Below are 20,883 nucleotides of genomic sequence, written 5' to 3'. Positions count from 1 at the left end.
TTAGCGGTATACTAAGCGGTTTTCAGTTTTAGTCATTAAATTCCAATGAATACAAAAACGCTACTTTACCAACCCACAAAAAACAAACAAATATGGGGACAACTCTATGGTAGCAGTCTGGCACTGGCTTTAGCTGAATATTGCCAACAAACACCCGGGATCAAATTACTTATTACGCAAGACAACCTATGTGCCAGTCAATTGCAGGATGAACTGCACTTTTTTCTAAATCCAAACCAAAATACCCAAGAATTATTATTTTTTCCCGACTGGGAAACCTTGCCTTATGATCAGTTCTCTCCTCATCAAGATATTATTTCAGAAAGACTCTACACCTTAAGCAGAGTTCAACAAATTACCAATGGAATCATCATTTCTTCAGCCAGCACTTTAATGCACAGGCTTTCTCCACCAGAGTTTTTAAATCAATACGCTTTAATGCTTAAAGAAGGACAAAAACTCGATCTGAACTCGTTCAGGAATCAGTTGCAACAAGCTGGATACCATTGTGTTAATAAAGTACTCGAACATGGTGAATACACGCTGCGCGGCTCCATTATTGACGTGTATCCTATGGGTAGTGGTTTACCCTTTCGTATTGAGCTATTTGATGATGAAATTGAAAGTCTCAGAGAATTTGATCCGGAAACACAACGCACGATTGAAAAAATCAATCAAATCCATTTATTGCCCGCTCGTGAATTCCCATTAAATGAACAAAGTCAATTACACTTCCGACGAGCTTTCAGAGAGTCTTTTCCTGGAAATCCGAGTAATTGCCCAATATACGAAGCAATTAGTAACAGTCAATTTCCAGCCGGCATAGAATATTATCTGCCCTTATTTTTTGATAAAACAGTTACCTTTTTTGATTATCTGCCAGCCAATGCCAAAATTTGCTTAATTGAAGAAATCCAGGAGAATGCTGAGAAATTCTGGCGAGAATTAAACGAACGCCATGAACAACGGCGCCATGATGTCAGCCGCCCTATTTTACCCCCAGATCATTGCTTTATTAATCCCACCGAGTTATTAACCAAAGCAAACCATTATGAACAAGTACGCCTGTATCATAAACCTTCAGAAAAAAAAGGAGCCTTAAATTTCAATATCGCCAAAGCTCCGCAACTACCCATTGACAGAAAAAATACTGAACCACTTCGCCAATTAAGTGAATATTGTTCTGATCCAACTAAGCGCTATCTTATTGTCGTTGAAAGCGCAGGGCGTCGTGAAGTATTACTGGATCTGCTCAAATCAAGCCATATCATTCCAAAAATACAAAACTCCTGGCTAGACTTCATTCAGGATGAGTCCTCCATCAACATAACTACTGGCCCACTGATTTATGGCTGTGAATTAACCGACAAACAAATTGTCATCATTGTCGAATCGCAATTATTTGGTGAACAAAGTACACCTCAACGTCGAAGCACCCAAAAATCAGTTGACCCTGATTTAATCATACGAGATATGGCCGAACTCCGATTAGGCGCTCCAGTGGTACATCTTCAATTTGGTGTGGGTCGCTATCAAGGTTTGCAATACATCGACTCCAATGGCACCCCCAGTGAGTTCCTGGTTCTTGCTTATGCAGGGGATGACAAAATCTACGTACCAGTCACTTCTCTGCATATGATAAGCCGGTATACTGGCGTCGACAGTGAACACGCCCCTTTGCACAAACTGGGTTCTGATCAATGGCAAAAGGAAAAAAAGAAAGCAGCCGAGAAAATTCATGATGTAGCTATTGAATTATTGGACCTCTATGCTAAAAGAGAAGCCCAGCCAGGGCACCAATACGATTTCAATCAATCCGAATATATAAAATTTGCCAGTGGCTTCCCCTTCACAGAAACACCAGATCAACTTCAGGCCATTGAACAAATTATTAAGGACATGCAATCACCAAGACCCATGGATCGCCTAATCTGCGGTGATGTAGGATTTGGTAAAACCGAAGTCGCCATGCGTGCTGCATTCGTGGCAGTACAAAATGGAAAACAAGTTTGTATCCTTGCCCCAACCACACTGCTTGCAGGACAACATTTTGAGTCATTTCGCGATAGATTTGCAGAGTTTCCCATTAATATTGAATTATTATCCCGCTTTCGCAGTAATAAAGAGTCCGAAGCAGTCCTTGCCGCATTACAATCAGGCAAAGTAGATATTGTGATTGGAACCCATAAATTATTCCAAAATAATATTTCTTTCAAAAACCTGGGATTACTGATTATTGATGAAGAACATCGATTTGGAGTGAAACAAAAGGAACATATTAAATCGCTTCGTACTCATGTTGATATTTTATCCATGACTGCTACTCCAATTCCCAGAACATTGAACATGGCAATGGCGGGAATCAGAGATATTTCACTTATTGCAACACCGCCTGCCAAGCGTTTGGCAATTAAAACATTTTGGCAAGAAAAAAATGATCTCACCATACGAGAAGCGATATTGCGTGAAATATTAAGGGGAGGGCAAGTATTTTACCTGCACAACAATGTACAAACTATAGAAGGAGTTTGCCAGGATCTGGAAGCTTTAGTGCCCGAAGCAAAAATTCAAAGCGCACATGGGCAAATGCGAGAAAGGCAATTAGAACGCATCATGTCTGATTTTTATCATCACCGATTTAATGTCCTGGTTTGCACAACCATCATTGAAACAGGGATCGATATTCCAACCGCCAATACCATTATTATCGATCGTGCCGATAAATTTGGATTAGCCCAGCTGCATCAATTACGTGGTCGTGTTGGACGCTCTCATCATCAAGCCTACGCTTACTTGTTAACTCCAAATGAAAAACTATTAACACCAGACGCGGTGAAACGCCTCGAAGCCATTGTGTCTTTAGAAGATTTGGGAGCAGGGTTCACCCTGGCAACTCACGACCTGGAAATTCGTGGAGCAGGAGAACTCCTTGGTGAAGAACAAAGTGGTAATATGCATGCCATAGGATTTACTTTATTTATGGAAATGCTCGACCGCGCTGTTAATGATTTAAAGGCCGGCAAAACTCCAGAGTTATCAGCACCCATGCATCAAGGACCAGAAATTGACTTGAGAATTAGTGCGATTATTCCTGAAGATTACATAGGTGATATACACAATAGACTCATCATGTATAAAAGAATTGCTAATGCAAAAACCACCCAACAACTTAGAGAACTACAAATAGAACTGATAGACCGGTTTGGTTTACTCCCCCAACCAGTCAAACATCTGTTTTTGATTACTGAATTAAAATTAAAAGCAGAACAGCTCGGCATTCAAAAAATCAGTTCCAGTGCTCAACAAGGTAAATTGGATTTTAGTGAAAAACCATCGATTGACCCTGGAACACTGATTAGCTTAATACAAGTACATGCCAAACGCTATCAAATGGAAGGACCGCAACGTCTGCGTTTTACTTTAGACAGCACGTCAGCAGAGGAACGAATATTTGAAATCAGTTCTTTATTAAATAAACTGTCTCCTCACTCCCAAACGATTGACTGAGATTGCTGTAGTGCCTTTTGGATTAAAGCGGCATAATCCTTTTCAACTACCCTTCTCTTTACTTTCAGTGTAGGAGTTAATTTATCATTTTCAGTAGTCCATGCATCTTTTAGCACAAGGATATGACTGACTTTTTCGTATTTAACCAGCTTGGAATTGACTTGCTTTAATGTTTCCTGCAATGAGTGAGTAATTTCCTCTTTTGGCATAGCCAAGCGCACTCCTTCATTCAAGGTGACCAACAAAACGTTACTAGGTAGCTCTCTACCTACCAGGCACAGTTGTTCTAACATAGGATTCACTGAAAACAGTTTTTCTATTGGCGAAGGAGCAATGAACTCTCCTGTCTGATTTTTAAAATTCTCAGAAAGTCTTCCTAATATTTTAACTCTGTCTTCATTATCAACATCAACGACATCACCAGTTCGCAACCAACCCTCTTCGGTAAAAGCATTTTTAGTCGCTTGTTCATTTTTATAATAACCTGTCATTAAGCAAGGGCATTTCATAAGCAACTCATTCTCTTCGCCTACTTTTATCTCAACTTCCAACCTCGGGGTACCCACGTATCCACGTTTTCTCTCATTTAACATCGATAAGGTGGCATAAGCCAAGTTCTCAGATTGACCATATCCTTCCTGAATATAAATTCCCAGTTTTTCAAAAAAATCAATAATGGATATTGGCAGATGAGATGCTCCGCTAAAACAATTAGTACACTCACTTAATCCTAAACTGTGAATGATCTTTCTTTTTATCAAACTGGATATAAGAGGAATTTTTAATAAAAAATTCAATTTGGCTGGTGGTAATTTTTGTTCAATTTTTTGCTTAAATACCCCCCAAATACGTGGAACCGCAGTGAAAAAGGTCGGGCTCACTTCCCTTAAGTTCTCTGCGAATTTCTCCAGACTTTCCACAAAAGATACCGTTGCATTAATAGTAACACTGCCTAATTGGATTGCAGAGCGTTCATAGACATGAGCCAAGGGAAGATAGGATATTAATTTATAATGTTCCAATTCTCGTATTCTGAGCAAGTCTTTCGGGAAAACTGCCAAATAATTGGCTATTGACCGATTGGTATACATAGCTCCTTTAGGCGCCCCTGAAGTCCCGGATGAATAAATGATGGTATATAATGCATCCGGCTCTGGTTCTACCAGGTTAATCATAGGGTCACTTTTCAGAACATCAGACCATTCGTAATCAACTTGCAAATCTTTATGGTAATCAAAACCAATTGTGCGATAATTCTTAGGGATAAATTGTCTGACTCGTTGATGATCATCCAGTTTTCCCACGAAAACCAGTTTCACATCCCCATGCTCTAAAACATAATGCGCGCTTTCCTCATTTTGATTGGCAAATAATGGAACATTGACCATGCCAGCAATATGAATTCCAAAATCTGTGATAAACCATTCCGCACAATTCTTTGAGATAATCGAAATATGGTCGCCTTTTTTTAACCCCAGATGGTGTAAAAAACCAGCTACTTTTCGGGCCTGCAGCATCACTGCCGACCAGGTGTACTCATGCCAAACTCCATTTTTTGGTTGTCTTAAATACACTCGATCTGCCGAATTTTTTTCATTTTTCAACAGCAAGTCAAATAATGAATTGGAATTGGATTCTTTTTGCATGGCTCTTCCTTAAGCTTGTTTAATTACTATTCTAGACCAACTAGTTGTAAAATATTACTTTTTTCTCGCAAAACACAATTTTCACCCTCATGAATTGCCTCTTTTGCTTTATGAAAATCGTAAAGCATGATGTTTCCTAATTGAGGAACCAAAGTCAAATCAGCAGGATCACCTGCCGCTCTTGCTCGGGTTATGCGGTCTTGCATTATTTTGATGCTTCTGGTCAAGACATCATAATATCCAGGCCCATCACTGATTCCCATTATTCTTTTTATCATTTTATCAAACTGACCAGAGAGAACTGAAAAAAAACCCGGGTGTTCTGTTGTGCTTGGAGGTACTCTTAACAAGTCATGATTTAAATTGACGGCAATCACAACATCTGCCCCCATAGCACGACACAATGTAATGGGCACCGGATTAACTAAACCACCATCGACTAACCAACAATCCTTATAACGCTGAGGGGTAAATAACCCCGGCAAAGACATGGATGAGCGAATAGCAACCTCAAGAGAACCTTTACTTAGCCATATCTCACGTCCTGTGCTCAAATCAGTAGCAACTGAACTAAAAGGTAAAGAGAGCTCCTCAATATTTTTTTCAAGGCCGAAATCCTTGAAAAAAGTCATCAACTTACTGCCAGAGATAACTCCGCCACCTAAAAAATTCACATCAATGAGTTTAGCCATTTCTCTTTTATTAAGCTTTAACACCCATTGTTCAAACAGATCCAAGGTGCCACAGGCATAAATGGCGCCAACCAATGCGCCTATAGAACATCCAGCGACACAATCAATCCTTACACCCAATCGTTTGAGCGTTTGAATTACCCCGATATGGGCCCAGCCCCTCGCTGATCCACTACCTAAAGCCAAACCGATTTTAGGATATTGATTTGTCAAGAATAACTCCTGGAAATAGTTGGTTACATTCTCGTTAAATGAATCAATTTCATGTTCTTTAACATGGGATGTCACTAAATCCAAAAACCAAATGAAGCACAATGCTAAACTGACATTTTTCTACTTGGTCCCGCCAACCGTCAAAGCATCGATTTTCAAGGTCGGTTGTCCTACGCCAACAGGAACAGATTGTCCTTCTTTTCCACATACACCAATCCCTCTATCCAATGCCAAATCATTACCAATCATGCTTATTTTTTTCATCACATCAGGGCCATTACCAATCAAAGTGGCTCCTTTCACAGGTTTTGTAATCTTGCCATTCTCTATTAAGTAAGCCTCACTTGCAGAAAATACAAACTGGCCAGAGGTAATATCAACTTGTCCACCTCCAAAATTCACCGCATACAATCCTTTTTTTACCGTGCGAATAATTTCTTGAGGGTCATACTGCCCTGCCAGCATATAAGTATTGGTCATTCTCGGCATAGGGACATGGGCATAGGACTCACGACGACAATTACCTGTTGATTGCATTCCCATGAGTTTGGCATTCAACTTGTCCTGCATGTAATTCACTAAAATTCCATTATCGATTAAAGTCGTGCATTGTGATGGTGTCCCTTCATCGTCTATAGTCAGAGAACCACGTCGATTCTCTAAAGTACCATCATCCACTACTGTAACGCCCGCAGCAGCAACCTGCTGACCCAATCGACCTGAAAAAGCAGATAATCCCTTGCGATTAAAATCACCCTCCAAACCATGCCCAACGGCTTCATGTAGAAGTACCCCTGGCCATCCTGGGCCCAAAACAACTGACATGGTTCCGGCAGGAGCTGGTTCAGCCTGCAAATTGGTTAATGCTTCCCGTACCGCTTCACGCGCGTAACTCAAGGCGTTTTCTTTCTCGGTAAAATAGGAATAAGCTACTCGTCCACCACCGCCGGAACGCGCCGATTCTCTTCTGCCATGACTGTCTTCAACAATGACACTGACATTAATGCTAACCAATGGCCTCACATCAGCCATCATCTGCCCGTCCATATTGGCGACCATCACTACTTCATAGCAACCGGTTAAGGAGGCATTAACCTGTATCACTCGAGGATCAAGACTACGAGCTTCTTTGTCAATGGCTTCCAATAAAGCGATTTTTTCCTGTTTACTCATTCCCTCCAAAGGATTTAAATTGTCATATCGATTGACAGGAGCCTTTAATATCTTGACAGCCGGTATTGTTTTTGAACCAGAAAGGGCTATGGAACGCGCCGCATCTGCAGCACGAAGCATGGAAGGCAGCATGATATCATCACAATAGGCAAAGCCGGTTTTATCACCGCTTACAGCCCTTATCCCTACCCCCTTATCCAGAGAAAAATTACCGCTTTTAACTTCTGAATCTTCCAAATACCAGGATTCATAACTACAACTTTGGAAATAAAGATCAGCATCGTCGACGTTACGATTAAACATGGTCTTGAATAATTTTTCTATGCCGACTTCATCCAGGGATGCTGGTGTCAATAAAATATTTTTTGCTATCGCAAGAGATTTTGTCATTTATATACCTTTTACATTAAAACATGATGTTCAACACACGGAAATTGTCTTCTCAACTGTAACAATCTCTCTAAATCAATATCCGCCAGAATTACTCCCTGCCCTTCTTCTTTTTGAGCCAACACCTTACCCCATGGTTCCACCAACATACTATGCCCATAGGTATGACGCCCGTTTTCATGAATTCCACCCTGATTGGGAGCTAATACATAACATAAGTTTTCGATTGCTCTTGCTCTTAGTAAAACCTCCCAGTGCGCAGCTCCAGTTATCGCGGTAAAAGCAGAGGGAACTGAAAATAATTGTGCGCCTCTTTGCGTTAAATACTGGTACAATTCCGGGAAACGCAAGTCATAACAGACCGTTAACCCAATTTTCCCCACGGGTGTATCCACAAGCGCGATATCTTTTCCTGCTTCTATTGTTAACGACTCCTGATGTTTTTCCTGATCGGAAACTCTGACATCAAATAAATGAATTTTATCATAGCGAGCAACATTTGAGCCTTTATCATCATAAACTATACAACTTGCCCGTACCTTTGAACCCATACTTTTCAACGGGATTGTTCCTGCTATTATCCATATCCGTAAATCTCTCGCTAACTCACTGATTTTTTGTTGTATAGGCCCTTGACCATAATGTTCAGCAATGTGCAACTTCTCTCGTTCATTCATCCCCATGAAAGCAAAATTCTCAGGTAATACAACCAAACTGGCCTCCTGTTCCCTGGCTTCAATTAAATATCGTTCAATGAGTTGCAAATTATCTGCTATTTTGGCTGATGATACCATTTGTACAAGCGCTACTCGATTCATCCTTTTTCCTATATGACATTCATGTTTTTCATCTTACTATATCGTTACACATAAGCCCAAAACAAAATTGACACGAAAACCTTTTCGCCTTAATAATAAATTGTCTATAGGTCTATATGTAAATTTTATTACAAAATTTTCAAGTGATGCGACTTGAAAAATAGGAAATTTGACCATAGATATGCTACACTGATAATAAATAACTGGAGTTCTGAACAATGAACCGAAATGATATCACAATACTTAGTCAACAAAGAGAATCTGTGCTCGCAACCAATAAAGTACTGCGAAACACGTATTTACTGCTAAGTTTAACCTTCATATTTAGCGCATTAACTGCCTACGTAGCTTTTATTAGTGGAGCTCGCCCAATGAATCCACTATTAATGATAGTTGGCGTTTATGGTTTGATGTTTCTAACTCAAGCCTTAAGAAATAGCGTTTGGGGATTGGTAAGCGTCTTTGCTTTTACAGGGTTTTTAGGATATACCATTGGCCCATTACTGAATTATTACATTACAGGTTTTTCAAATGGCCCACAAATAGTAGCTACTGCTTTAGGTGGTACTGGAATGATATTTTTTGCCCTATCAGGATACGCTCTTACAACGAAAAAAGATTTTAGCTATCTGGGTGGATTTCTGTTTGTTGGCATTATGGTTGCCTTATTGGCGATGATAGCTGGGATATTTATACAAATACCAGCCCTGCAATTAGTGATTTCTGCTGCTTTTGTATTGATTTCCTCTGGCTTAATTCTGTTACAAACCAGCGCCATAATTCATGAAGGGGAAACCAATTACATCATGGCTACGATTGGTTTGTTTGTTTCCATTTATAACTTATTTGTTAGCCTGCTGAACCTGTTAAGCGCATTTTCAGGTCGCGACTAACTGAATATCGTCTCCTCTACCTGAGTCCCGGCTGTATGCCGGGATTTTTTTATCGATCAATTGTTTAAAGGAAATGTAAGAGAATATTTCAACATGGAGGCACTGGTCTGGTACAAGGCAATTTATCTATACTGAGACGACCTGAGCCTTTTAATTGTCAACCGTTCACAGCTATGTAATTAAGGAATATTAAATCCTCTTTCTTCCCCGCGAAGCGGGAATCTATCCATAAAGTTAACATACGGGTTGATTTTTAGTTATATTCCCGCCTTCGCAGAAAATACAACTCAAATAAATAGGCTTATAAAAAGAAAAATTCTTATACCCTGGACAATGATTAATAATTACATTGTAAAATCCAGAGAAATTATTAATCGATGTGAAATTAGCTTTGTTTCCAACTTGCCTTGGCTTTAAAAAGTTCTGGCAAATCTTCCGGTTTTTTCTTTACTTCCTGGTTCAGAGTAAAAAGCTCGCGTTCCTTTTGATAATAGACGCCCAGAGGTACTGGGTAATCAGGGAACGTCAATCGCGCTAGACGCATAGCGCTAATTACATTTTTCGCATCATGCTTATAAAGCGCTTTTTCCTCAACTGAAACTTGGACAAATTGCTCATTGTCCAACTGCAGCGCTTTTTCTTTTTGAGCACCAAACATGAGTGGCTGGCCATCTTCCAATATTATGGTGTTTTCAGCCCGGTTACTTTTAACTGCAAAATCATCAAAAGCGCCATGGTTAAAAATATTGCAATCTTGATATATTTCAACAAAAGAGCATCCCTTATGTTCATAAGCATTTTTAAGCACAGAAGCCAAATGGACAGGATCTTTATCAACCGCTCTGGCCACAAAACTGGCTCCCGAAGCCAACGCGATCATGATTGGATTAATTGGCTCACTTGTCACTCCTTTGGGCGATGTTTTAGTTACCTGCCCTTTCTGAGACGTTGGAGAAAATTGCCCCTTGGTTAACCCATAAACCTGATTATTAAACAGAAGGATATTGACATTGACATTACGCCTTAAAATATGCAGCAAATGATTGCCGCCTATACTTAGAGCATCCCCATCTCCGGTGATAACCCAGACACATAAATCCTCTCGCATGGCCTTTAAACCAGTTGCTACTGCTGTAGCCCTGCCATGGATAGTATGAAATCCATAAGTATTCATATAATAGGGAAGCCGCCCAGCACACCCGATGCCTGAGACAAAAACATGCTGCTCAGGAGGCAAGCCTAATTCAGGAAGTACTCTTTGCAAAGCAGCCAAAATGGCATAATCACCACAACCAGGACACCAGCGAACTTCTGTTTCATTCGCAAAATCTTCACGCTTATAATTGCTGTTCATAGTTGGCTTCCGCTTTAATGGCACTTACCAAATGATTAACACTAAAAGGTTGACCATTGCACTGGCTAATTGATTGCGCATCGACCAGATAAACCGCTCTGATGAGTTGACATAATTGGCCAGAATTCAATTCAGCAACCAATACCTTGTCATATTTTTTCAATAAAGAACCCAAATTATCAGGTAAAGGGTTAAGATGACGCAGATGCAGATAGGCAACAGGTAATCCCTGTTCAAGACATTGTTGCACAGCAGACTTTAAACTGCCAAAAGTACTACCCCAACCTATAACAAGCGTGGAAGCAGCCATATCACCCTCAACAACCAAAGCAGGATAATCTCTCGCAATACCCTTTATTTTCTCGGCACGTGTAATCACCATTTTTTGATGATTCTCAGCATCATAACTAACTCGTCCTTCATCGCCTTGTTTTTCCAAGCCTCCAATTTGATGAATAAAACCAGAAGTACCTGGAACATTCCAGCTTCGACTTAAAAATTCATCTCGATGATAGGGTTTGGTAAAGCGATTAAATTCCAGTTTTGGTATGTTAAGTGAATCCAAAGCAGGAATTTCCCAGGGCTCTGCCGCGTTCGCCAAATAAGCATCAAGTAATACAATAACTGGAGTCATGTACTTGATAGCTATCCTGAACGCTTCAATAATTGTATTGAAACAATCAGCAGGAGATTGAGCTGCAATCACTGGTAAAGGGGCTTCACCATGGCGACCATACAAAGCTTGCTTTAAATCACTCTGGCTGGTTTTTGTGGGCAAACCTGTTGAAGCCCCCGCTCTTTGCACATCCACCAACACCAGGGGTAGCTCCGTCACAACAGCCAGACCAAGACTTTCACATTTTAAATCAAGGCCGGGTCCTGAAGTACAAGTCAGAGCCAAACGACCGCCATAAGCAGCGCCTATACATGAACAAATAGCGGCAATTTCATCCTCAGCTTGTATTAACTGTACGCCGTAATCCGATAATCGAGCACATTCATGCAAAATAGCGGAAGCGGGTGTAATTGGATAACCTGACACTAACACAGGAACTTGTGTTTGAGTAGCCAAAGTAGCCAGAGCCAATCCTACTGCTTCAACTCCAGTGATTTGCCTGTACTCACCTGAATGCCTGTTAACCTCCCCCAACATATAATCCCGACGGGAAAGCTCCAGAGTCATGGCATAATTATATCCTGCTAACAAAGCCAATTCATTGGCTTTTGCTATGGCCTGATTTGTTTTGAACTTTTTGGCGATAAAAGCCTGGCAAGTGTCTGTAGGCAAATCAAATAACCACAAAACCAATCCCAAAATATAAAAATTCTTAGTTTTGACAGCCTGAGGTTTTGTAAGGTTAATGGATTCAACTGCCTGAATAGTTTGAGTAATTAATGGAAAAGCAACAATGTGATAATGCTCTCGACAACTATCCAGGAAACTCTTATCGATACCTGCTTTTTGCCAATCTCTTTCCTGAAAACTGTCTTCATTAATGATCAACAAACCGCCCTGATTCAAATGTTGAAGCGAGTTTTTTAATGCAGCAGGATTTAAAGCCACTAACACATCCAATGACTCTCCGGCAGTAAAAATAGCTCTTTCCGCCATCGCCAATTGAAATCCTGAGACACCCGCAACTGTTCCAGCAGGAGCTCGGATTTCCGCTGGGAAATCAGGCATAGTACGCACATCACGTCCTGTCAGTGCCGCACTAATGGTTAATTGTTCGCCTACCAATTGTACTCCGTCACCAGAATCGCCTGTGATACGGATAACAATGACATCAGTCGTTGACATAAAGTCTCGCTTCCTGCATTAATTGGCGCATGTGTCTTACTGCCTCTTTTAATCCACAGAATAAAGCTCTGGCAATAATAGCATGTCCTATGTTAAGTTCATTTAATTCTCTAATTGCTGCAATCGGTTTAACATTATGATAATGCAACCCATGACCGGCATTCACTACCAAATTCAAACTGGCAGCAAATTCAGCCGCCTCTTTAATTCGTTGTAATTCATAATGCCGCTTTTCCTCTGAAGCAGCATCAGCATAGCAACCCGTGTGCAATTCGATAACCGGTGCGCCAACATCAACAGCTGCTTTTATTTGCTCTTTATCCGGGTCAATAAATAAAGAAACCTCACTTCCTATTAATTGTAAGCGACGTACCGCCCTTTCCACCACTTTGCGGTGAGTCAAAATATCCAACCCACCTTCTGTAGTTAATTCTTCCCGTTTTTCGGGCACTAAACAAGCATGCTCAGGAGAGATTTCCTCCGCAAAATCCAGCATGGCTTCAGTAACCGCCAACTCAAGATTCATACGTGTTTGCAGAACCTGTTTAATCAATCGAACATCACGGGCCTGAATATGCCGTAAGTCCTCTCTCATATGCAAAGTGATTCCATCTGCCCCTGCTTCTTCAGCATCCATTGCTGCCTGCACAGGATCAGGATAACGAGTTCCTCGTGCTTGCCGTAGGGTTGCTATATGATCAATATTAACACCTAACAATAACTCTTTATTCATTTTGCACCAAAAAATATAAAATGAAGAGTATAATGCAGTTCTTGACAAACTGCCATTCACGCTACCTTGTTTCAATCAGTTTAAACGATACCACGTAAAGCATTTAAACATACTTTCCATACTATTCTTTATTCACTAACACTTTAAAGAAATTACAATATTGAATTCAAACTGATACATGAATAATAGGCACAGATCACATTTCCCTAAATCATCATAAGGTGAATAAAAATCTTGATATCATTCTCTTGCCTATGTAAGATATTAAACAAATTTAATTATAATTGAACATGGTGTAGGATGTTAACATTATCGGAGTTAGAAAAAAGCTATGATAAAAATCATAATCAACTCACACTATCCTTTTTAAATCTTACAGATAATGACGTCCCACTGCTATGCGAATTTCTTCAAAATCACCCTGCCATAACCAGTCTTGACCTATCGCATAATGATATTACAGCCAGCGGTGTAAAGCTTTTTGTTAATAAAACATCGATTTCCTCCCTTAATATTAGTCATAATAATATTGGCCCTGAGGGTGCTCAATCGCTATCAGAAGACAATCACATTACTACTTTAGATGTCAGTTTTAACAGCATTGGTGACGATGGAATTAAGGCTTTAGCCACCAACGCTAGGCTGATAACCCTCTATGCACTTTATAATAAGATAACCAAATTAGGGGCAGGCTATCTTGCTCAATCCAATCTTAAAAAAATCGATCTCTGCTTCAATAGTCTGGAAGACGAGGGAGCGATAGCATTAGCAACCAACGTAAATATAAAAGAACTGATTGCAAGCGCTTGCGCTATCTCTGATGCTGGAGCTATTGAGTTAGCCAAAAAAAATCAACTGACCTTACTTATTTTGGGAAAAAACACGATAAGCGATAATGCAACACCTCATTTTGCTAACAATACTTCTCTGAGTATTCTTCATCTTGGCGGTAATCAAATTACAGCAAAAGGTAAAAAAATACTTGAAACCAATACCAGGATAACGGACCTCGATTTAATCGGCAATCCAATTGAAGTGCAAGAAACAGATAAACTAAATCATTCTAAGAAATTCACAAGTCCCCATAGTGTATTTAAGTTTTTGCAAAAATTTACTTTTCTCAGTTGTATGTCAAATTGTCAAGAGACCCCAGAAAGCGATAAAGACTTAAATAAAGCACCGAATTAATCATGAAAGCATGATTATAATGATTCAGAAAAAGTAAAAATAAACCAAAAATATTAAATTTTAACCATTTCTATAAGAAGGTTGCTATATTTAATTTAAAGAAACCATAGTTAAGAAATAACCACCACAACAAACTCAAATCAGTTATCGGAGTAATTTATGGCTATTGCCCCCCAACAGATACAAGAGAGACTGAAGCAAGAACAATATCAAAAATTTGTTGTTGCTGATATTGGGAATTTTCCACACTGCCTTGCTCGGACTCCCGAAGGCATAGCTAGCGGGCAAAGATACCAAAAATACAGCATAAACCCCTTATCCAGAACACCACCTTTTAGTCAATGGGGAGTTCCCCAGCTTTTAACCCCTAAATCAGCTCAGGAATATATTAAATTCGCTCAGCAAAGAAATAAAAAATCAAGTTTTAAAATTGATGGTGAGGCTGTTCGTGTCTCTGAATGCAGCAATTTTGCTTACCACTCTGCAGGAGTATTGTTAGATGATCTACAAATAAGAACTCAATATGATGTTGCCGTTATAGGAAGTATGCACAGTAATGGCCGGTATCTACATAACATTACCTTGCTCGTTCCTAAAGGAAGCAGACTCCCTCAACCTCCACAACAATTAACAGCTGACACTTTTCCAACTGGTACGCTAATCGTTGATCCTTGGGCCGTTGGCATGGGGCACCCCCCTGAACAAGCCTTGGCGGTTCCCAAAGAGCAATTTGCTTATAACCGCAGTCTTTTTCCCGCCACAGTGAATTATCAGTCAGCTCTTGACGAGAGTCTTACTTCAACCCGAACAGGCCAGCTAACTCCCTATACTGCACCTGCACGAACTGACAGACAAGAAGTACGTGCAGAAAACCAGCCTCCTGCTCGAAGAAGAACTTTTTCTACGACGATCCCCAGAAATTATGCTGCTTATCATGAATTATGGCGAAATGCTTTTCAAGAAATTATGAATGACCCTCGCCATCAGCTCCATAGAGATGATGTGGAATACAAAAAGATACATGCTATTAGAGCTGTTCTTGATGATTATACTAAAGGGGGCGACACCTGGTGGGCCAAATTCAAACGAATTTTCACCTTTCATTGGAATAGACACCATGTCAAGGTAGTTGATGACATAGTCAAGGAGATTGACGCTGGTAATTTCACTACCTCACGAGCTTTGGTTGATAGATTAGATAATCTTGCCACTTCATTGGGAAGTAAACTCAATCCTAAAGGTACTTTAAAAGAGCAAATTGGCTTTATTAAAATTCAGGAGCAAAATCCTGTGGAAGAAATCGAGAATCTGTCCAGGCCCAACATCACATAATAATGCCTGGAGAGATTTGATAGCAAAGAAGTACTTGGCAGTCATCCCACTATCTCAAGCCGGTCCATACAAGGACCTAGCCTTGATTTCCCGTCCCCCCAAAAGATGATCTATTGCCTGACGCATAATAAATTTTGCTGATTTTAGATAGGCTGCTTCACTTAAATTATCTGTTGCTATAGCAAGCAAATGCTCACCGGGTATTTTTTTATCGCCACCTAAAATAAAGCCCTCCCCAGCTACAAACTGGTAATGAGAACCGGGGACAATTAACTCTCCCGTTCGTGCCTCATGAAGAAATGAAAAGGTGTATCCACAAGCCTTAAGCAAAGCCCATTCAAAGCGACGCAGCAAAGCTTCTATCGCCTCTCTTTCTCTAGCTAGCGCTATGCCATTTAAGGTGAACAAATATGCATCAAATAAATCCGGGTCAGGGAAATCCGGGCTCAGCGTATAGTAGATTAACTCATTGATGTACAGGCCTGAAAACAAAGAATGCCCCTCAAGGTTAAGTCTGGAAGAAGTACTTTCAATACTTCGTGTGTAATATTGATCATAACGCTCTTCGATACTAACCCAGAGAGGGATAAAAGCCTGAAGTAACGACTGTTTCTTAGGAGTTCGCCCGCCCTTGCAAAGGCAACTAATTAATCCCAGTTCTTTAGTAAAAAGCTTTAGTCTGGCACTGGTATCTCCAGACCATTGCTTATGAATCACCCAGGCATTCAGCGATTTAGTGGTCATATCCCAATTGCTTCAGTATTCGCTCATCATCAGACCAACCTGACTTTACTTTACACCAACACTGTAAAAAAACCTTTTTGTCTAACATTTTTTCCATGTCCAAGCGGGCATTGGTTGCCATTTCTTTTAATTTTTGACCCTTATCACCAATGATCATGCGCTTGTGATTATCCTTATCTACTAAAATCAAGGCATGAATACGAATTAAATTTCCCTCATCCTTAAATGATTCAATATCTACTGTTACAGAATAAGGCAATTCTTGTCCACAAAAGCGGAAAATTTTTTCACGGAGCAATTCGGCACATAAAAATTTTGTAGACCGATCGGTGAATTGATCATCAGGAAACAAATGAGGTCCTTCTGGCAGATAGGCCTTTAATTTGCCCTCCAGTTCATCCACCTGCAAACCAGTTTTCGCCGACAAAGGAATAATAGCTGCAAATTGATATCGCTGACTTATTTGCTCTATCCAGGGCAAAAGTTGTGTTTTATCAGTTATCTTGTCCACCTTATTAACTACCAGAATGCAAGGGACATTAGCTTGTTTGATTAAATTCAATACATACTCATCTTCATCTTTCCAATGCGTTCCATCAACTAGAAATGCAATCACATCCACGTCACGTAATACGCTAATCGCTGTTTTATTCATCATGCGATTAATTGCTTTCGCATTACCCTGATGAATACCCGGGGTATCTACATAAACAAACTGAAATTCACCCTCTGTGCGAATTCCTAAAATACTATGGCGCGTGGTTTGTGGCTTTCTGGAGGTAATACTTAATTTTTGCTGTAAAATACGATTTAATAAGGTTGATTTGCCAACATTTGGTCTGCCAACTAAAGCAATATAACCACAATAACTACTCATTAATATTGATTCCTGTTTATTTTTAAAACATTCTAACAGCCATACCATAAAACTTCCAGAGATACCAAATTTTTCATTAAATAGACTTGCTATTTCTGTTCCAATTCGAGTACCCTGTGCAATAATGGCATTAAATTAAACGATTTTGTATTATTTTAGCTTAAATAGGCTTTACTTTTCTTCAACACCAACTTAAGCGATAAAAAATCACTAAATTAATGACAGTATCCTTTTATCTTATATTAAACCAAATAAATCTTTATGCCTGATTTTGAAACTACTGATGGCCAAACTCAAGTTATTATTCCGCTAAGAGTTACTCCGTACACACACAAAGAGATGCCAACTATCACCGGAAGTATTTTCAGCCACGAAGCGGGAACAGTATTTTATGGTAATTATAATATGGAATATCTCCTTCCTGGAGGAGACAGACTACGCTTAATAGCCAACCACAATAAGAAAACAGTTCAGCTGATGCTATTCACCCATAACCCCGAACTGTTAAAAACTCTTCCGGGAGACAGGTCATCCTCGCTAGTTGCGGATGTTATAAATCACGTTAATCGCTATAAAATTCAAGCTGAAAGCTATAAAAAACCCATAAGCCCGGAGCAACAAGAAAAAATTAATCTGGCTAATGCTTGCATACGTTCCTTAAGCCATCTCTTGAAAAAGGAAAGACAATTAAAACCCCATGATCATGCTGGGCAGGAAGAGTTAAGAAGACAAGTCATTTCCATTATTGAACATTGCCAGAACGGCAATCGAATGATAGCCAATAATCCTGTCGTTTCAGAAGGAAGTTTTGGTTATATATTATATGATGCGCACAAAACAGCACAGCATTATCGGTTTAACCGGGTTTTTGCTGTTTCTCGCCAGGATCAAATGGACTTTACCAAAATTACTAAAACTCAACTTGGAAAACCAATTACTCCTTGTTTTGTTTGGGATAGTGAAATCCATATTGGGCACAGTAGCAGTGATCTTGACGATGCACTCAGGGTAATTTGTCAGCAATACCAACTCTGCCCTGCACCAGCATTAAACAACATCCCGGCCAATCGCTTTGCAAAACTGGAACGATTCATAAGTAAACTTTGGCATGACGGTCGCGACTGGATTAATTATCTGGCAATCACAACAAAACCTGGTCATAAAACTGAAGTACAAAAACGCTCTGATGGAGTATCCATTACCAAAATAACGCCATACTACAAACTCAAAGGACTTCCTCAACGAGGTTATAACAGTCTGACTGCAATGGTAAATCATCTAGTGGAGAATTCCGCCCAACAGGCAGAGGTAAACGGTATAAAAGAGGCGAAAAGATTGCTAAGCCACTTACCTAATGGTAATTGGGTTATTGTGCCAAAGAAAAATACTGTCCTGTTAAGACTCGAAAATAAACTGGTTCATCTCAAATATTTTATTCATGATCAACTCTTTTATCCTTTGCCGGATGGAGAGGATTTATATGCTTTAAGTCAAATCAGCAAAAGACATCTTTACCTGCCTGAAAGAATCAGCCTACGATTCAAGGCTTTTATTTCCCGTATACCTGATTTTTTCAAAGGTTTTTACAACAGCATGAGCCAATTCATCATACATGACCTGCATGAAGAATTTTTTAATCATGTGCACGCAACTCATGCCCCGAAAAAACATCTTTCAGAAATGGATCAACATCCAAAATCCAAAAAAATTAAAAGAACCTCTTTGCATGAAGCGCTCCAGAATCACGGACTTCTCGCGAATGGCCAAACTCTAGAAGAATTCATTAATGACCAGATCAACAACAGCCCCTATGTCATTGCAAGAGCGAATCATCCCCCTGCCCTGCATACTTATGAAAATCCTTTGCACAGAGCTTTGGATGTATTACGCCATTTAGCAGGATTTTTTATAGATACAAGCGAGCGTAACCCCATGATAGGAACTCTTGCTATGGCAGCTTATGTCTATGGCGCAGGCGCTGTACTTGCACCCAATGTGCTCGCTGATGTCTTAAAAAAACTACACTTAAGTGGCTTGATTTATGGAATTGAGCCCGTTCAAAAGTTAGCTCGCTTAATGAATCATGGCAAGACTTCAGAAGCTATTTCTGCCTCTGCAACCCTCTGGCAAGGTATGGTAGTGAGCGGTAATTTGGATAAATTTTTTGTTGATGCTGTTTCTGTCCTGAAAGAAGATCCTGCAGAAATTGCTATTATTGTTTCTTTAGCGCTTAGTCTTGGCTATGGTTTAACAAAGGCGATTCCTTCACTGCAACATGAAATGGGTGATTTTCCATATACCAACTATGCTGCTCTTGGGGGTAAAGGAGGAGCTGCTATTTATGATACTATTATGCACCCGGGAGATGACTGGTTCCTTGGAACCTGCAAGTGGTTTTGCAAGAATATTATTAATATTGGAAAATTGTTGGTTGCACCTTTTTTTGAAGGTTTTTACTATGGTTTTTTTGATGGATTTATTAGTGGATGGAAAAAAAGTGGGCAGTTGATAAAACAATTGGGTAAACAAACATTAGCTGCAAGTGTTGATCTTGTTTTAGCTATTTTAACTATCCCCTTGCTTGAAGCCAGTTCGCTTTTAATTCACGTCCCTTTTAGAGGAATTACCAATTTTTTCCGCAAATTACTGTCGGTATTAGGTAACTTCAGTGCTATTGGAAAATTACTCATCGATATAGCAGAACGTCCGTCCACAAATAACTTCATATCTGAATTTACACTTTCCCCTCTTTATGGATTTACTTCACCTTTTGGCCATTTCTCTGATAATCCAATCACAAACATAGGCATTAACGGCATAAGGTTGATTTTTTTACCCGCGCTTCAGTTGATTAAAAATATTTTGCTTCTCCCTCTAATAGATACCCTTTCACTAACAATAAGAATAAGTTTATCTGTTATTAATCCAATTTCCCGACTAACTGCTTATTCTACGGGTACTATGCTTTATCAATTCGGACAGATTTGGGATCATTCAGCAGGAATTTTGTTCTCGGCAAGCGCTTATGGATTGACTACATTATGCAACTACATAGATATCAAAGCAGGTGAATTAAAACAATATTTGCTTTCCTTAATAGAAATAAATCGAGGAAAAGTATACCAATGGGCATTCCATGATGAAGATATACTGGCACACAAAACTGTGCATGATAACCAATACTATTTCAATGATCCCAGACGTTGCGAATTAATTCCCCATTCAGACAGTCACTGCCTGTTGCACAATTTATTATTGGATGAAAGACATTCCATCAATAAAGCCAAAGACAATCCAGAATCCCAACAACTGCATTTTCCAGGTCTGTTTAGTGATGTCACACAAACATTGGATACAATACCTCAAGAACATTCACTGACAATTTAACTCAGTACTTTTAACTCTCATCGTATTGATGTTATGGTTTTTTGTTTGCAAATTATGATACTTACTTCTAAGATGAAATACTGATATTCAGCAAAAAACAGCTCCCATCAGGAGCGAGTTTTAGACTAAAGATAG

Annotated in this window: 14 protein-coding genes; 5 read left to right on the top strand and 9 right to left on the bottom strand. The window is 39.7% G+C overall.

Annotated elements, in window-relative coordinates:
- Positions 1 to 45 precede the first annotated feature (45 nt).
- Positions 46 to 3,507, top strand: a complete 3,462-nt coding sequence (mfd, locus tag OQJ02_RS04945) for a transcription-repair coupling factor (protein WP_265718135.1) — start codon at positions 46 to 48, stop codon at positions 3,505 to 3,507.
- Here mfd and OQJ02_RS04940 read toward each other — a convergent pair.
- The 4 genes from OQJ02_RS04940 to OQJ02_RS04925 all read right to left on the bottom strand — a co-directional run bounded on the left by OQJ02_RS04940 (position 3,486) and on the right by OQJ02_RS04925 (position 8,439).
- A complete protein-coding gene (locus OQJ02_RS04940) occupies positions 3,486 to 5,153 on the bottom strand; it encodes an AMP-binding protein (RefSeq protein WP_265718134.1) in 1,668 nt (555 codons plus the stop codon). The genes mfd and OQJ02_RS04940 overlap by 22 nt on opposite strands.
- 26 nt (positions 5,154 to 5,179) lie before the next feature.
- A complete protein-coding gene (gene rssA / locus OQJ02_RS04935) occupies positions 5,180 to 6,058 on the bottom strand; it encodes a patatin-like phospholipase RssA (protein ID WP_265718133.1) in 879 nt (292 codons plus the stop codon).
- A 120-nt stretch (positions 6,059 to 6,178) separates the two neighbouring features.
- Positions 6,179 to 7,621 (bottom strand): metalloprotease TldD, encoded by a 1,443-nt coding sequence (gene tldD / locus OQJ02_RS04930; protein WP_265718132.1) that lies wholly within the window; start codon positions 7,619 to 7,621, stop codon positions 6,179 to 6,181.
- Positions 7,622 to 7,632: 11 nt separating this feature from the next.
- Positions 7,633 to 8,439: a carbon-nitrogen hydrolase family protein gene (locus OQJ02_RS04925; protein WP_265718131.1), complete on the bottom strand. Its 807-nt coding sequence runs from the start codon at positions 8,437 to 8,439 to the stop codon at positions 7,633 to 7,635.
- 218 nt (positions 8,440 to 8,657) lie between these two features.
- On the opposite strand from OQJ02_RS04925, the gene OQJ02_RS04920 reads away from it, so the two are divergent.
- A complete protein-coding gene (locus tag OQJ02_RS04920; protein ID WP_265718130.1) occupies positions 8,658 to 9,332 on the top strand; it encodes a Bax inhibitor-1/YccA family protein in 675 nt (224 codons plus the stop codon).
- A gap of 385 nt (positions 9,333 to 9,717) precedes the next feature.
- Here OQJ02_RS04920 and OQJ02_RS04915 read toward each other — a convergent pair whose 3' ends face one another.
- The 3 genes from OQJ02_RS04915 to pdxJ are packed head-to-tail and all read right to left on the bottom strand — an operon-like array spanning position 9,718 to position 13,220.
- Complete coding sequence (locus OQJ02_RS04915; RefSeq protein ID WP_265718129.1) at positions 9,718 to 10,686, bottom strand: 2-oxoacid:ferredoxin oxidoreductase subunit beta; 969 nt, start codon at positions 10,684 to 10,686, stop codon at positions 9,718 to 9,720.
- Complete coding sequence (locus OQJ02_RS04910) at positions 10,670 to 12,487, bottom strand: 2-oxoacid:acceptor oxidoreductase subunit alpha (protein ID WP_265718128.1); 1,818 nt, start codon at positions 12,485 to 12,487, stop codon at positions 10,670 to 10,672. Before OQJ02_RS04910 ends, OQJ02_RS04915 begins: the two co-directional genes overlap by 17 nt.
- Positions 12,474 to 13,220 carry a pyridoxine 5'-phosphate synthase gene (gene pdxJ, locus OQJ02_RS04905; protein WP_265718127.1) on the bottom strand — a complete coding sequence of 249 codons (747 nt, stop codon included), beginning with the start codon at positions 13,218 to 13,220 and terminating at the stop codon, positions 12,474 to 12,476. The genes OQJ02_RS04910 and pdxJ overlap by 14 nt, the downstream gene beginning before the upstream one ends.
- Positions 13,221 to 13,520: 300 nt before the next feature.
- Here pdxJ and OQJ02_RS04900 point away from each other — a divergent pair, with 300 nt between their 5' ends.
- Positions 13,521 to 14,408, top strand: a complete 888-nt coding sequence (locus OQJ02_RS04900) for a GALA protein (RefSeq protein WP_265718126.1) — start codon at positions 13,521 to 13,523, stop codon at positions 14,406 to 14,408.
- A gap of 159 nt (positions 14,409 to 14,567) precedes the next feature.
- On the top strand, positions 14,568 to 15,740 hold the full coding sequence (locus OQJ02_RS04895; RefSeq protein WP_265718125.1) for a DUF5617 domain-containing protein: 1,173 nt from the start codon (positions 14,568 to 14,570) through the stop codon (positions 15,738 to 15,740).
- A 54-nt stretch (positions 15,741 to 15,794) separates the two neighbouring features.
- Here OQJ02_RS04895 and recO read toward each other — a convergent pair whose 3' ends face one another.
- On the bottom strand, positions 15,795 to 16,484 hold the full coding sequence (gene recO / locus OQJ02_RS04890; RefSeq protein ID WP_265718124.1) for a DNA repair protein RecO: 690 nt from the start codon (positions 16,482 to 16,484) through the stop codon (positions 15,795 to 15,797).
- Complete coding sequence (gene era / locus OQJ02_RS04885) at positions 16,474 to 17,409, bottom strand: GTPase Era (RefSeq protein ID WP_416209884.1); 936 nt, start codon at positions 17,407 to 17,409, stop codon at positions 16,474 to 16,476. Before era ends, recO begins: the two co-directional genes overlap by 11 nt.
- Positions 17,410 to 17,622: 213 nt before the next feature.
- Between era and OQJ02_RS04880 the strand changes: the two genes are divergently transcribed.
- Entirely contained in the window at positions 17,623 to 20,748 is a 3,126-nt protein-coding gene (locus tag OQJ02_RS04880; protein WP_265718123.1) for a hypothetical protein, read from the top strand.
- Positions 20,749 to 20,883: the final 135 nt, after the last annotated feature.

It is taken from the genome of Legionella sp. PATHC032 (genome assembly GCF_026191185.1).
Taxonomy (GTDB): Bacteria; Pseudomonadota; Gammaproteobacteria; order Legionellales; family Legionellaceae; genus Legionella.
The sequence above is the reverse complement of the archived record's forward strand: the minus strand, read 5'-3'. Positions and strand labels throughout refer to the sequence as shown.

Excerpts from the sequence above, each read along its gene's own strand:
- OQJ02_RS04880 (WP_265718123.1), top strand. The coding sequence starts at position 17,623 with ATGCCTGATTTTGAAACTACTGATGGCCAAACTCAAGTTATTATTCCG.
- OQJ02_RS04915 (WP_265718129.1), bottom strand. The coding sequence starts at position 10,686 with ATGAACAGCAATTATAAGCGTGAAGATTTTGCGAATGAAACAGAAGTT.
- tldD (WP_265718132.1), bottom strand. The coding sequence starts at position 7,621 with ATGACAAAATCTCTTGCGATAGCAAAAAATATTTTATTGACACCAGCA.
- era (WP_416209884.1), bottom strand. The coding sequence starts at position 17,409 with ATGGTATGGCTGTTAGAATGTTTTAAAAATAAACAGGAATCAATATTA.
- OQJ02_RS04925 (WP_265718131.1), bottom strand. The coding sequence starts at position 8,439 with ATGAATCGAGTAGCGCTTGTACAAATGGTATCATCAGCCAAAATAGCA.
- OQJ02_RS04895 (WP_265718125.1), top strand. The coding sequence starts at position 14,568 with ATGGCTATTGCCCCCCAACAGATACAAGAGAGACTGAAGCAAGAACAA.
- OQJ02_RS04900 (WP_265718126.1), top strand. The coding sequence starts at position 13,521 with ATGTTAACATTATCGGAGTTAGAAAAAAGCTATGATAAAAATCATAAT.
- mfd (WP_265718135.1), top strand. The coding sequence starts at position 46 with ATGAATACAAAAACGCTACTTTACCAACCCACAAAAAACAAACAAATA.
- recO (WP_265718124.1), bottom strand. The coding sequence starts at position 16,484 with ATGACCACTAAATCGCTGAATGCCTGGGTGATTCATAAGCAATGGTCT.
- OQJ02_RS04920 (WP_265718130.1), top strand. The coding sequence starts at position 8,658 with ATGAACCGAAATGATATCACAATACTTAGTCAACAAAGAGAATCTGTG.
- OQJ02_RS04940 (WP_265718134.1), bottom strand. The coding sequence starts at position 5,153 with ATGCAAAAAGAATCCAATTCCAATTCATTATTTGACTTGCTGTTGAAA.
- pdxJ (WP_265718127.1), bottom strand. The coding sequence starts at position 13,220 with ATGAATAAAGAGTTATTGTTAGGTGTTAATATTGATCATATAGCAACC.
- OQJ02_RS04910 (WP_265718128.1), bottom strand. The coding sequence starts at position 12,487 with ATGTCAACGACTGATGTCATTGTTATCCGTATCACAGGCGATTCTGGT.